Annotated in this window: 10 protein-coding genes; 7 read left to right on the top strand and 3 right to left on the bottom strand. The window is 68.6% G+C overall.

Annotation, left to right across the window (positions count from 1 at the left end; all coding sequences use genetic code 11):
• Positions 1-31 precede the first annotated feature (31 nt).
• A complete protein-coding gene (gene hutG / locus QRM95_RS07885) occupies positions 32-1,021 on the bottom strand; it encodes a formimidoylglutamase (RefSeq protein ID WP_285247250.1) in 990 nt (329 codons plus the stop codon).
• A 175-nt stretch (positions 1,022-1,196) separates the two neighbouring features.
• Here hutG and QRM95_RS07890 point away from each other — a divergent pair, with 175 nt between their 5' ends.
• Positions 1,197-2,501 (top strand): cation:proton antiporter, encoded by a 1,305-nt coding sequence (locus QRM95_RS07890; RefSeq protein ID WP_285247251.1) that lies wholly within the window; start codon positions 1,197-1,199, stop codon positions 2,499-2,501.
• 67 nt (positions 2,502-2,568) lie between these two features.
• Here QRM95_RS07890 and QRM95_RS07895 read toward each other — a convergent pair whose 3' ends face one another.
• Positions 2,569-4,008 (bottom strand): NCS2 family permease, encoded by a 1,440-nt coding sequence (locus QRM95_RS07895; RefSeq protein ID WP_018763078.1) that lies wholly within the window; start codon positions 4,006-4,008, stop codon positions 2,569-2,571.
• Between the two features lie 107 nt (positions 4,009-4,115).
• Between QRM95_RS07895 and QRM95_RS07900 the strand changes: the two genes are divergently transcribed.
• The gene (locus QRM95_RS07900) at positions 4,116-4,829 is read left to right on the top strand and encodes a copper resistance CopC family protein (protein ID WP_285247252.1); all 714 of its coding nucleotides are present in this window, start codon (positions 4,116-4,118) and stop codon (positions 4,827-4,829) included.
• 52 nt (positions 4,830-4,881) lie between these two features.
• On the opposite strand, the gene QRM95_RS07905 is transcribed toward QRM95_RS07900, so the two are convergent.
• A complete protein-coding gene (locus tag QRM95_RS07905; RefSeq protein ID WP_285247471.1) occupies positions 4,882-5,520 on the bottom strand; it encodes an NAD(P)-binding protein in 639 nt (212 codons plus the stop codon).
• A 427-nt stretch (positions 5,521-5,947) separates the two neighbouring features.
• On the opposite strand from QRM95_RS07905, the gene QRM95_RS07910 reads away from it, so the two are divergent.
• From QRM95_RS07910 to QRM95_RS07930, 5 genes are read left to right on the top strand one after another with little or no spacing between them, the layout of a single operon-like run.
• Complete coding sequence (locus QRM95_RS07910) at positions 5,948-6,988, top strand: universal stress protein (protein WP_285247253.1); 1,041 nt, start codon at positions 5,948-5,950, stop codon at positions 6,986-6,988.
• 33 nt (positions 6,989-7,021) lie between these two features.
• Positions 7,022-9,877: a PEP/pyruvate-binding domain-containing protein gene (locus QRM95_RS07915; RefSeq protein WP_285247254.1), complete on the top strand. Its 2,856-nt coding sequence runs from the start codon at positions 7,022-7,024 to the stop codon at positions 9,875-9,877.
• Between the two features lie 9 nt (positions 9,878-9,886).
• A complete protein-coding gene (locus QRM95_RS07920) occupies positions 9,887-11,080 on the top strand; it encodes a LolA family protein (protein WP_502934947.1) in 1,194 nt (397 codons plus the stop codon).
• The gene (locus tag QRM95_RS07925; RefSeq protein ID WP_285247255.1) at positions 11,077-12,093 is read left to right on the top strand and encodes an ABC transporter ATP-binding protein; all 1,017 of its coding nucleotides are present in this window, start codon (positions 11,077-11,079) and stop codon (positions 12,091-12,093) included. The genes QRM95_RS07920 and QRM95_RS07925 overlap by 4 nt, the downstream gene beginning before the upstream one ends.
• Positions 12,083-12,997, top strand: a complete 915-nt coding sequence (locus QRM95_RS07930; protein ID WP_285247256.1) for an ABC transporter permease — start codon at positions 12,083-12,085, stop codon at positions 12,995-12,997. The genes QRM95_RS07925 and QRM95_RS07930 overlap by 11 nt, the downstream gene beginning before the upstream one ends.
• The last annotated feature ends 20 nt before the right edge of the window (positions 12,998-13,017 follow it).

Raw genomic sequence — 13,017 nt, forward strand, 5'->3', positions numbered from 1 at the left:
CGGCTTGACCCGGCCGGCCGCCAAAGGACTCTCAGCGCAGCAGCGTATCAACCAGCCGGGCGGCCGTTCGCGCGGTCCGGCCGTCAATGTCGAACGCGGGGTTCAGTTCCGCCACGTCAAGGTGCAGCAGCTTCCCGCTCGCGGCCACCTGCCGGCACACGGCCGCGATCACGGGAAGTGGCACGCCGTAGGCTGCGGGGGCGCTGACGCCCGGGGCCACCGCGGCGGGGAGTACATCCAGGTCGATGGTCAGGTACAGGACGTCGGTTTCCGCCAGGAAGTCCGCCACGAACGCCCGGACGCGTTCTGCCTCGCAGTCTTCGTCCAGCAGGTAACGGACGCCGAGTTTTCCGGCGGTGTCGAACAGGGCCCGGGTGTTGTTTGGCTCCGAAATGCCAACGACGGCGTAGCGAAAGTCGCGTCCGGCGTCCGCTTCCGCACGGGCCATCTGCAGGAACGGCGTCCCCGAACTGGGAACCGCTTCGTCGCGGAGGTCGAAGTGCGCGTCGAGGTTCAGCACGCCCAGGCGCTGTCCGCGCCGGACGGCGGCCGACGCACTGACGCCAAGGTAGCTGGCGTAGGCGGTTTCGTGGCCGCCACCCAGGACGACAGTCTGGTGGCCGGCGTCGAGCAGGGCTGCCAGGGCGTGGCCCAACCGTTCCTGGCCGGCCTCAAGCCGGTCTCCGGACACCACTACGTCACCGCAATCGGAAACGGTCCGGTCCAGATGGAAGGCCAGCGGGCCGAGCGCCCTCCGCAGCGCCGCGGGGGCGGCGGCAGCCCCGGTCCGGCCCTTGTTCCGGCGTACCCCCTCGTCGCTGGCGAAACCCAGCAAGGCCGCCGGCTTCCGGCCCGAGGCCACTGGTTGCCCGGCACCCTGGCCGCCCGGGGCGTCCAACGGCCCGGGCTGGAGCACGTGGTTCACTGCCTGCCACCAGCGGCGGTGGGCCGGGCCGTCGCCGTCGTACCTCCCTGTCCAGGGCTGCGGCGGGACGTCAACGGCTGGGGACTGGAAAGGCATGCATCAAGCTCACCGTACGCCGGGCACAAAAACCAGCACCGCCGCCGTCGTCTTGTCCGGGATCCGAGAACCCACCCGCGGTGCGGGGCAGGGGATAGGGTGGGAGCGGTCGGCCAGATCGAAGCGTGACGTGCCTGTGCCGGAACCACGCATCTTTCCAGGCTGGAGGCCGCCCATGTTCGACGCCGCTAACATCATCTTTGCCGCCGCCGGAGCCGCCGTCTTCGTGGCCGCCGTCCTGCCCAAACTGCTGCGCAACATGCCCCTGTCCATGCCCATGGTCTTCCTCGGCGCCGGCATGGGGGCCTTTGCGCTGATTCCCTCGCTCCCGGATCCCAACCCGGTGGAGCACAGCGGCTTCGTGATGCACTTGGCGGAGGTCTGCGTCATTATTTCGCTGATGGGCGCCGGGCTTGCCCTGGACCGGCCGGTGGGGCGCAAGCGGTGGTCCACCACCTGGCGCCTGCTGGGCATCGCCATGCCCCTGTGCATCGCGGGCCTGACGCTGCTGGGCATGTGGTTCCTCGGACTGGGCCTCGGCGCGGCACTGCTGGTGGCCGCCAGCCTGGCCCCCACGGACCCCGTCCTGGCCTCGGAAGTTCAGGTGGGCGAACCGGCGGACGAGGAAGAAGGCATCGAAAGGGAAGACGAGGTGCGGTTCGGCCTCACCTCGGAGGCCGGTCTCAATGACGGGCTCGCCTTCCCGTTCGTCTACCTCGCCATCGCCATCAGCGTGGCAGGCGCCTCGCCGGCGGGCTGGTTTCCCGAATGGTTCGGGGTGGACGTGCTGTGGCGGCTGGCGTTGGGCCTGCTGGTGGGTTTCCTCACCGGAAAACTGCTGGCGAAGCTGTTCTTCTCAGCGCGCCGCGACAGCCTGCGGCTTTCCAACCACTCGGAGGGCTTCGTGGCGCTGGCGGCCACTTTCCTGGCGTACGGGCTGACGCAGCTGGTGGAGGGCTACGGCTTCATCGCCGTCTTCGTGTGTGCCGTGACCATCCGTGCGGCCGAGCGCAGCCACGGCTACCACCGGGTGCTGCACTCGTACGTGGAGCAGCTCGAACGGCTCTTGACCGTGGTGATCCTTGTCCTGCTCGGCGGTGCCATAGCCCGGGGGCTCCTCGCCGGAATCGGGCCGGCGGAGGTGCTGGTTGCTTTGGCGTTCCTGCTGGTAGTCAGGCCCCTGGCGGGGTGGCTGGGCCTGTTGGGCGGCAAGACCGGGCCGCGGGAACGGGTGGCGCTGTCCTTCTTCGGCATCCGCGGCATCGGATCGCTGTACTACTTGGCCTTTGCCCTGGGGGAGGACCATTTCTCGGACCAGGCGCATTGGCTCTGGTCCTTTGTGGGGCTGGTGGTGGCGTTGTCCATCGTGATCCACGGGGCCACTACGTCGCCGCTGATGAACCGGCTGGACCGGCTGCGCGAGAAACGGGCGCTGGCGGTTTCCGGGGACGAAGGACTCGCGCCCAACACGCCGGTTTAGCCGGCCGGTTAAGGCAAAGGGCTGGTACGGCAGACGCCGCACCAGCCCTTTTTCGTCCGGCGGGTGGCTACATGCTGAGGGCGGCCTCGATCGGGCCGATGGCGAAGAACAGCAGGAATGCCGCGGCCACGGCCCACATCAGGGGGTGGATGTCCTTGACCTTGCCCTGGACCGTACGGATCAGGACGTAGGCGATAAAGCCGGCGCCCAGGCCGTTGGCGATCGAGTAGGTGAACGGCATGAGGGTGAAGGTCAGGAAGGCCGGGATGGCAATGCCCCAGTCCTGCCAGTCGATCTTGCCCACCTGGGAGACCATCATGAAGCCCACCACCACAAGGGCGGGGGCTACGGCCTCGAACGGGACCAGGTTGATCAGCGGGGTGAAGAACATGGCCACCAGGAACAGCAGGCCGGTGACGATCGAGGCGATGCCGGTCCGGGCGCCCTCACCGATGCCGGCACCGGCTTCGACGTAGATCTGGTTGGAGGAGACGGACGCGCCGCCGCCGATGATGGCACCGAGGGCGTCCACCTGGAGCACCCGGTCCACGTCGGGAATGTTGCCGTGTTCGTCGACCGTGCCGGCTTCGTTGGCCAGGCCCACCATGGTGCCCATGGCGTCGAAGAAGATGCTGAGCAGGATCACGAAGGCCAGCAGGGTGGCGGCCACGAAGCCGAGGTCGGAGAAGGCGCCGAACGGGTTGGCCTTGCCGATCAGGGAGAGGTCCGGGGCTGCCCAGCCGCTGAACGTGGGGGCCACCAGGGACCAGCCCTGCGGGTTGGAGGTCTTGCCGTCAAAGCTCGGGCCGATGTGGAGGGTCATCTCAAGGATGACCGACAGTACGGTCGAGGTGATGATGCCGATCAGGATGGCGCCCTTGACCTTCCGGACCACCAGGGCGATGGTCAGGATCAGGCCGAAGACGAACACGGCCGTGGGCCAGCCCAGCAGTTTACCGTCGAAGCCCAGGCCCACGGGCACGGTGGTTCCTGCCACGTCCGGGATTCGCCGTACGAACCCGGCATTGACCAAGCCGATCAGGGCGATGAACAGGCCGATGCCCACCACGATTGCTGTCTTGAGCCCCTCGGGTACGGCCTTGAAGACGGCGGTGCGGAAACCGGTGAGGACCAGGATCAGCATGGTGATGCCGGAGAGGACCACCAGGCCCATCATGTCCGGCCAGGTGAGGCCCGGATTCCTGGCGACCGTCACGGCTACGAAGGCGTTGACGCCCAGGCCGGTGGCCAGTGCGAAGGGGTGCCGTCCCCATGCGCCCATGAGGATGGTCAGGACCCCGGCCACGAGCGCGGTTACGGCGGCAACGGCGGTGAAACCGAGCGTTGCCCCGGTGGAGTCGGGACCGGACAGGATCAGGGGGTTCAGCACCACGATGTAGCTCATGGCGAAGAAGGTGGCGAACCCGCCGCGGATCTCGCGGGAAAAGTTGGAGCCTCGCTCCGTGACCATGAAATACCGGTCCAGGGCAGAGCCTTGCTTAAGCATTAGTCCTCCGGGGGAATGTGTGGGGATACCTGCATCCTAAGGGTGCTGCACGGTGGGGGCGGCCAAATTCGCCTAGTCTGTAAGGAAGCCAACATGAGGAGCAGCCCATGCGCCCGGTCCACCGGCAGTTGCTGAGCATAATGCTCGGTTTGTTCGTCCTTGCAACCGCCACCCTTGGCCTGGTGGGGCCGGCCTCCGCGCATGATGCCGCGGAATCCACCACCCCGGCGCAGGGAGCCGCGTTGGCGGCCCCGCCTGAAGAAGTTTCGGTGACCTTCAGCAACCCGCCGCTGGGCATTGGTTCCTCGTTCTCGGTCAAGGACGCGTCCGGGAAGGAGTGGGCTGACGGTTCCGTCCGCATCGTCGACAACGTCGCCACCCAAAAGCTTCGATCGGGTGGCCCGGCGGGGGCGTACACGGTGGCGTGGCGCGTGGTCAGCTCAGATTCACACCCGATCGAGGGGACGTTCACGTTCACCGCGGCGTCGGGATCCGCCCCAGCGGGAGCCGCGGCCCCAGTCCCTGCCCCGTCGGAAAGTTCGACGGCGGCCGGCGCCGTCCCCGGCATGGGCACCGCGAGGCCGGGGGTGACGGAGGAACCGTCAGCACCTGCCGGCGCAGCCGAACCCTTCCAATGGAGCATCGTGCTGTTTGCGGCTGTGGCCGTTGGATTGCTCGTCAGCCTGGGCGTCCTGGCCCGGCGCAGGCTATCCGGTGACGGTGACACGCTTGACGACGCAGACCAGCCCGACCAAGCAGACCAGCCCGACGACGCGGACCAGTCCGGTGACGGCGACACGGACGGAGAGGCCCGCCGGTAGCGGGCGCTTGGCTGAGCAGGCAGATAAAGGCCGGCGGTCAAAAGGATTGCCGTCAGCAGGTCAGCGCCGCAAAGCTGCCCGTTGCAGGGAAGGCGCCGGCCGACGGCAGGACGGTGCCAACGTTGACCTTGGCGGAGATCGCCTGGCCAACGGTCTTGGCCTGGCGCAGCACCTCCTTTGGTGACGGCGTGATCAGCTCGCCGACGCCCACCAGATAGATGCCGATCGCCCGCATGGCTGCTGCCACGTTCTTGCCTACGGCAATGCCGAAGTCGCTGAGCATGCGCCGCAGTTGGCTGTGGGCGCAACGCGTCAGGACAATGTGGTCTGCCACCAGGATGCCTGTGGGCGTGTGGACCTGCCACTGGGGCGCTGCGGTGTCCTCCGGACCCTCAAGCATGGTCAGCTGCACAGCCCGGGTGGTATTCCGCACGTCGACGCTGTGGCTTGCGGCGTAGTTGCGCAGATGCCGCAGGATCTCGTTCCGCTCCCTCAGGGTGTCACTGTCAGCGGCGTCGCAGCGCTGCAGCGACGACGTGTTCGCCGGCTGCGCTGCGCCCAGGATATCCAGGCCGTCCACCACGATGGAGTCCACTCCGTGCCGCCGCAGTTCAGCGGCCACGGCCAGCCCGGACAGCCCGGTGCCAATGATCACAGTGGTGGTCTGTTCGGTCCCGGCACTCCCAGGCATGCTTGACACTACAGTTTCCCTCCTTCGAAGCTTCGGCAGGTTGCCGGCGACCTCGCCGGCTCGCGTCCCGATGCCCCCAAGCACGGTCGCAGCGCATGGCCGGGCCGCCCCCAACAGGAAGTTGCAGCTGGCGTCCCGGACCAACAATGTCCTGAAGACTACAGAACAATTGCGGCCGTGAATAGCCCATTGGAGAAAACAGTCGCGCGGTGGTGAAGGCGCTTTCCGGGAGCGCCGGGAAAGCCTGTGGATAACCCTCGTTCCCGCCCCTGAACAGGCTTGCTAAGCCGCGGGGGACGGAGAATAGTGGGAAACGGAAGCGGTCTGTTCCCTGCCGTTGCAGCAGCGGGACGGGGTGCACGGACCCGGGGCCGTTTTCTGGCAGAATAGCCGCAACATCAGGCAGTATCGCGAGGAGGCGGCCCCCATGGGCTCACAAGAGTTGCATCCGGACCCGGCCCGGGACGGCGGTGGTTCTCCGGCCGCTCCCGAAGGCATCGTGGTGGGTGTCGATGGCTCCGAGCATGGCCAGTGCGCCCTGGTGTGGGCCGCGCGGGAGGCCCAGCGCCGTCGTCGTCCCCTCCATATCGTCACCGCCTATTCGGTGCCGATCTTCGCCGCGTCCGGCCTGGATGGCGGCTACGCCACCGTGGACGACTCGGTCATCCGGGAGGGGGCCGAGGCCATCGCCAAACAGGCACTCGAGAAGGTTTCAACGTACGACGTCGAGGTCAGCTCCTCGGTGGAGAACGGCGACGCCGCCGGTGTGCTGCTGGAGATCTCCGAAACCGCCGAGCTCCTGGTGGTGGGAACCCGCGGCCGCGGCGGCTTCGTGGGCCGGCTCCTGGGTTCGGTCAGCAGCGCGCTGCCCGCCCATGCGAAATGCCCCACGGTAACCGTGCCGCTGTTCTGCTCGGAGCGGCTCGGTGAGACCACCGAGGACCGGCGCATCAAGGCAGAGCAGGCCAAATCCGGCCACCGGCCGGTCGAGAACGTGGTGGTGGTCGGCGTCGACGGTTCCGAGCAGGCCAGGGTGGCCGTCCTGGAAGCGGCTGACCAGGCCGAACGGCTCGGCGCCGCGCTCCGTGTGGTCTGTGCCGTCCCGCAGTACAGCGGTTCCTTGGCCTGGGTTCCCGCCCCGATGGACCGGAAAGCCCTGTTTGAGGACATCCGCGTCACCCTGGATGCCGGCATGGCCTGGCTTCGCAGCCACTATCCCCACCTGCGGGCCGATTACGAGCTCAAGGATGGTTCGCCCGTCGACGTCCTCGTAGAGGAAAGCAGGCACGTGGAGCTGGTGGTGGTGGGCACCCGCGGCCGCGGTGGCTTCACCGGCATGCTCCTCGGCTCAACATCGGACGGCGTGCTCCATCACGCCAAGGGACCGGTCATGGTGGTGCCGGACCGGGAAGACCCACGCCTGGCAGACCGGGCACGGTTCGGGCCCATCCTGGGCGACGCCGCGTAGGCACACCAGGTCCGCCGGCAGGGCAGCCACACCATGGGGCAGCACGGGACACCGTCATCGGGCACCGGCGCAGACGCCGGGCCGGTCCTGCCGCTGGCCGCCCTCGACGCCGGGATGCTGGCCCTCGTGGGCGGCAAGGCGGCGAACCTCGGCGAGCTGATGTCCGCCGGGCTGCCCGTCCCGGAAGGTTTCTGCCTGACCACGGAGGCATATTGGCAGGTGGTCGGCGCCCCTGCGCCCGTCCTTCCGGCGCTTGCGGACGCCTACGCGGCCCTGCAGGCAGCAGCACGGGCCACTAGCCGTGATTTTGCCGCCCACGAGGCCATCGACGTGGCCGGGGCGGCCGGAGCCGCGCGCGCCGCAATCCTGGCGGCGCCGCTTCCGGCAGCAGTATCCGACGCCGTCCGGCAGGCGTACGCCGCGATGGGCCCGGACGTGCCGGTGGCGGTAAGGTCCTCCGCCACCGCCGAGGACCTGCCGTTTGCGAGTTTCGCCGGCCAGCAGGACACCTACCTCAACGTCGTCGGAGTGGATGCGGTCCTTGGGGCAGTGCGCAATTGCTGGGCATCGCTCTGGACCGACCGTGCAACTGCGTACCGGGCAAGCCTGGGCATCGACCCCGCCGGGGTGGCACTCGCCGTGGTGGTCCAACGGATGGTGGATGCGGACACGGCGGGAGTCATGTTCACGGCGAACCCACTCACCGGGCGGCGCCGGCAGATCGTCATCGATGCCGGCCGGGGCCTGGGCGAAGCCGTGGTCTCCGGCGCGGTCAACCCGGACCACTTCGTGGTGGATGGCCTGACCGGCAGGATGGTGGAGCAGCGGCTTGGCGGGGAAGGCATCGAGGTCCGGGCCCTTCCCGGCGGCGGCACGGAGACGAGGAAGTTGCCGGGCGGCACCGGAACACCCTGCCTGACGGAACCCCAGCTGGCCGCCCTGGCGAGGCTCGGGCTGCAGGCCGAAGACCACTTCGGCGCCCCGCAGGACACCGAATGGGCCATCGATAGCGCCGGCACCCTGTGGCTGACCCAATCCCGGCCCATCACCACCCTCTACCCGGTCCCGGCAAGCAACGGGGCCGCCCACGTCCGCCAAGGCGGGCCGGGCGCCGGCGGCACCAGGGCGTACCTGTGCTTCAGCCTGGCACAGGGACTCACCCGGCCTCTTACCCCCATGGGGCTGGCCGCCTTGCGCCTTGTCGCCTCGTCCGTGGCCACGGCCGCACGGTTCCCTGTCCCCGAACCCCGGCGGGGGCCGTCCCCGTACGCCGAGGCAGGGCAGCGGATATACATCGACTTCACCACGCCCCTTCGCAGCGCCGTGGGCCGCCGCATCGTTCCCCGGGTCTTTGACGTCATGGAGGCACGGACCGCAACGGTCATGCGGCAACTGTTCGAGGACCCTGCATTTTCGGTGACCGGCAGGACGCCCCTCGGGCTCCTCCGGCACGCGGGCCCGGCAGCAGTCCACTTCAAGGTTCCGCAGGCAATACTCCGGGCCCTGCTCCGGCCCGGGGCGGCACTCCGCCGGCTGGACCGCTTTACCCGGGACTTCGAGGGATCCTTGGCCCCGGCCGATGGTGCGGGGGCCGTGGCCAGGCTGGACCATGTCGAGGCCCTCCTCGGAGCACGCCTGTTTCCGATTGTTCCGGCCATACTTCCCCTTCCCTTGGTGGGTTTTGCGATGCTGGGCCTCGCCGGGAAGCTCCTTGGCGACGACGCGTGGGACGAACTCCAGCCTGTTATCCGGGGCCTGCCGAACAACGTCACCACCGAGATGGACCTTGAGCTGTGGCGCCTGGCCAAGGCCATCAAGGATGATGGCGAATCGGCGGCCGCCCTGATGGGATCGGATCCAGTGGCACTGGCGGACGACTTCAAGGCCGGGCGGCTGCCCGCGCGCCTGGACGCCGGGGTGGGGAGGTTCCTGGACCGGTACGGACACCGGGCCGTGGCTGAGATCGACGTCGGGCTGCCGCGGTGGTCGGAAGAGCCCGCACACATCCTGGGCATCCTGGCCAACTACCTCCGGTTGGAGGATCCCGCCCTCGCGCCGGACCTGCAGTTCAGCACAGCAGCCGAGGACGCTGAAGCCCAGGCCGACCGGCTCGTGGCCCGCGCAGCCGGGCGCGGCAGGGTCAGGGGCGTGCTGGTGCGGGCCGCCCTGCGCAGGGCGCGGCTCTTCGCCGGCCTCCGTGAACTGCCCAAGTACCAGCTGGTGGTTGGCCTTGGAGAAGTCCGCAGGCAACTGCTCCTGGTGGGCGCTGAACTCGCGGAGGCAGGAGCCCTCGACCGCCCGGACGACGTCTTCTTCCTGGACTTCGCCGAGGCGCGGCAGGCCCTTACCGGCGGAACAGGGGAACCGCGAGCAACGTTCCCGGACGTCAGGCAGCTTGTCGCCGGCCGGCGGGCGGACTACGGCCGGGAGCTTGATCGACGCCATATACCCCGGGTGCTCCTCTCGGACGGCACCGAACCCGAGGCGGTCCGTACCGCCGCCGGCATTGCGGAAGGAACGCTGGCTGGAAGTCCTGCCTCGGCAGGGACGGTGACGGCAGCGGCGCGGGTGGTCCTGGACCCCGTCGGCGCCCGCCTCGAACCGGGCGAGATCCTGGTTGCCCCGTCCACTGACCCCGGGTGGACACCGTTGTTCCTCACTGCGGGAGGGCTGGTGATGGAAATGGGCGGCGCCAACTCCCACGGCGCCGTCGTGGCCAGGGAATACGGGATCCCTGCGGTCGTTGGAGTGGCGGATGCCACCAGGCTGATAACCACCGGCCAGAGAGTAACGGTCGACGGCGGTGTGGGAACCGTCGTGCCCGAACGTCCGGCAGGTGCCGAACTTTTAGGGACCGCTACCGGCACCGACCCGGCCGCGCGGGCGTAACCTTGATCTATGGGTTCCAACACGCTGGATTCCAGTGGAGAGTTCCAACAGCGCAGCAGGTTGAGCCGACGGCCATGGCTTCGGTGGATGCCGGCCGCCGCGGCCCCGGTGATGATCGCTGTGGGCGCGCTCACCGGTTCCCTGCCGGCCAGCGCCGGGGACCCGCTGCCTGCGAAGACCCCTGCACAGGTCCTGGAACTGGTGGCCACCCATCAGGTGCACTCTTTCTCGGGAACATTGGAGCAGGTGTCGGAGTTGGGCCTGCCCGAGCTTCCGGCCGCCGGCAAGACCTCCGCCCCTGCATCAGCCGGCAGCGCAGCCGCCGTGATTGAGTTCCTGTCCGGCCGCCACAGCGCCCGCATCTACGTCGACGGCAAGGACAACTCCCGCGTGCAGGTAGTGGATCAGTTGGCAGAACGGGACGTGGTCCGGCATGGCAATGATGTCTGGTTCTACTCGTCGAAGGACAACACCGCCGAGCACCTGACGCTGCCCGCCAAAACCCAGGATTCGAGCCCCTCGAGGGACGCGCAGGGCACACCCGGCTTCCCAGCGCCGGGCGACCTGGCGCAGCAGTTCCTGTCCAAGGTGGATCCCACCACGGCCGTCACCGTGGGACCGGACGTCGTCGTTGCCGGCCGCAGCGCCTACAACCTGGTGATTGAACCCCGCACCGATGCCACCCTGGTGGGCAGGGTGGCCATCGCAGTCGATGGCCAAACGGGCTTGCCGCTGTCCGTCCAGGTGACCGCCCGCGGAGCCGACAAACCGGCTTTCCGTTCCGGTTTCAGCGCCCTGTCCCTGGCCACGCCGGACCAGTCCCTGTTCAGCTTCACGCCACCTCCCGGCAGCACTGTTAAGGACGTTCCGGTTCCGGACAAGTCCCATGAGCCCACAGATGCTCCACATCCGGGGCCCATGGCCAACCCGGACCAGTTGCTGCCCCAGCTTGAAGCGAAGGCGCACGTCACGGTGGCCGGAACCGGCTGGGAAACGGTAGTGGGCACGGCAGCGGGCGCATCCGGTTCAGCTGCAACGTCCCTGCTGGCCGATCCGCTGCTGGCACAGGCCGCAGTCCCCGTCTCCGGCGGCCGCCTTCTTTCCACCGCCTTGCTGAACGTACTGGTCACTGACGACGGCCGGATATTTGCCGGCATGGTGCCGCCGGAGGCACTGCAGGCCGCAGCGGCAGCGGCTCGGTGAGTACGGGCCCGGCGGGCGCTGGTCCGGCGGCTGCCGGGCTTGCGATCGAGACCCATGGCCTGAGTAAGCGGTTCGGCCACCAGACCGCCGTCGACGCTGTGGACCTTGCCGTCCCGCACGGGGCGGTGTTCGGTTTCCTCGGGCCCAACGGGTCCGGCAAGACCACCACCATCCGCATGCTGCTCGGCCTGGCGGCCGCGTCCGCCGGAACCGTGAAAATGCTCGGCAGGCAGATGCCGGATGAGTTCCACGACGTGCTTCCGCGGGTCGGTGCTTTGGTGGAAGGACCGGCGTTCTATCCCTTTCTCTCCGGGGCCGCCAACCTCCACCGCCTTGATGCCGCCGGGCGGCACACCGTTCCGGCCACCCGCAAGGCCAGGGTGGAACGGGCCTTGGAGCGCGTGGGCCTGGAACACGCGGCCGGGAAGCGGGTCCACGCATACTCGCTGGGCATGAAGCAGCGGCTGGGCATAGCCAACGCGCTGCTGTCTCCCCGGGACCTGCTGGTGCTGGATGAGCCCACCAACGGACTGGATCCTCAAGGTACGCGGGAGGTGCGCAACCTGGTCCGGTCCCTGGCCCACGAGGGCACCACCGTGTTCGTCTCCAGCCACCTGCTGGCCGAGGTGGACCAGATGTGTACCCACGCCGCGGTGATGAGCGCCGGCAAGCTCGTGGCGCAAGGGCCGCTGGCCGAACTCCGGCAAGCCGGCAGCACCCGCCTCCGGCTGGTCACCCCGGACGGCGGCGCGGCGCGGGACGTCCTCGCCCGGCTCGGGCTGGCACCTGCACCTGCACCTCCGGAACGGGAATCCGGCAATCAGTCGCCGGACGGCGAGACCATCGTGGCGGCCCTGGGCACCTCAGTGCGGCAACCCGCCCCGCTCCCGGAGGAAGTGGTGGCGCACCTGGTCCAGGCCGGCGTCCGTGTCCGGGGCTTCGCCGTCGAACGCGAAAGCCTCGAAGACCGCTTTGTTGCCCTTACCGGGGAAGGATTCGACGTTGCCCAGTAGCGTGCCTGCCGACATCCCACAGGGCGCGGGAACCGCCCGCGCCGCAGCCCCGCAGAGTACGTCCAGGCGGTCCGGTTCCAGGACGGCAGGTGCCGGGTTGTCATTGCTGGCCTCGGAACTCAGGGTCCTGTTCACCCGGCGGCGCACCTGGGCGCTGCTGCTGGCCCTGGCTGCCATTCCGGTGCTCATCGCCGTCGCGGTCAAGGTCTCGTCCGCCGTCCCGCCCGGGCGCGGCCCTGCGTTCCTTGACCGGATCACCCAAAACGGCCTGTTCGTGGCCTTCACAGCCATGCTGGTTTCCGTGCCGCTGTTCATGCCGCTCGCCGTGGGCGTGGTGGCCGGCGACACTATAGCCGGGGAAGCGAGCCTGGGAACCCTCCGCTATTTGCTGGTGGCCCCGGCGGGAAGGGTGCGGCTGCTCCTGGTCAAATACGTGGGCGCCGTGGCCTTCTGCATCGTGGCGCCGTTGACCATCGGCCTGATGGGGGCGGCCATCGGCGCGGCGCTCTTTCCAGTAGGGCCGGTGACCCTGCTGTCCGGCGGGGTGGTCCAGCCCGCTGAGGCCGCCGTGCGGATAGTGCTCATTGCCGCCTACATTGCCGTGTCCCTGGCGGGCCTCTCAGCGATTGGGCTGTTCCTGTCCACCATGACTGTGGTCCCTGTCGGTGCGATGGCGGCCACTGTGGTGGTCTCTGTTGTTTCCGAGGTCTTGGACCAGCTTCCGCAGCTGGAATGGCTGCATCCGTGGTTGTTCAGCCATTACTGGCTTGGTTTCGGTGACATGTTGCGCCAGCCGGTGCTGTGGGACTCGTTCGCCGCTAATGGACTGCTCCAAGCAGGCTATGTGGCGGTGTTCGGGGCGCTGGCGTATGGCCGGTTTGTCACCAAGGACGTCTTGAGCTGACTGGTGGGCGGACCCGCAGT

The sequence above is a fragment of the Pseudarthrobacter sp. efr-133-R2A-89 genome (genome assembly GCF_030209315.1).
Classification (GTDB): domain Bacteria; phylum Actinomycetota; class Actinomycetes; order Actinomycetales; family Micrococcaceae; genus Arthrobacter.